Here is a 533-nt window from a genome sequence, read left to right on the forward strand (position 1 = left end):
GCGTGAATCATACTCACGGCGGTCGGCGCTCCGGCATAACCGTCAGGGGACCAGGAGTGGAAGGGGAACATGGAAATGAGGGATCCAAAACCCACGATCATCAAGGCAAAGGCAACTTTTTGGAAGGCAGGACTGTAGAGCTCTTGCCGAGCCGACAGCTGATCAAACATAAAGGTTGGATTCCCATTGGCACCGGCTGCCAGGTAAAGGGCTACCATTCCTACGAGGAGGAAGGCCGATCCAATCAGCAAGTAAATGGTTAACTTCATAGCCGCATATTCCTTGGTGACCCGTTTCGTACTTCCCCAAATGATGACCATGATGTAGATAGGAATAACCACGATTTCATAGAAGAGGAAGAAGATAAACAGGTCGCGAGCAATAAAGGTTCCCATAACCCCGGCTATCAGAATAAGCAATAAGATAAAGAATTCTTTGACACGCTTATCGATATTCCAGGAAGCATAGATGGAGGCAAAACCTATGAGGTTGGTCAGAAGAAGCATGGGTAAGCTTAATCCGTCAACGCCCAA

Annotated in this window: 1 protein-coding gene; it reads right to left on the bottom strand. The window is 48.0% G+C overall.

Annotated features, from left to right (window positions below; all coding sequences use genetic code 11):
• Positions 1-533, bottom strand: a 533-nt coding sequence (locus LJE72_RS25980; protein ID WP_282437966.1) for a proton-conducting transporter transmembrane domain-containing protein, incomplete at both ends; no start/stop codon positions are given.

Source organism: Desulfosporosinus shakirovi, from assembly GCF_020595055.1.
Taxonomy (GTDB): Bacteria; Bacillota; Desulfitobacteriia; order Desulfitobacteriales; family Desulfitobacteriaceae; genus Desulfosporosinus; species Desulfosporosinus shakirovi.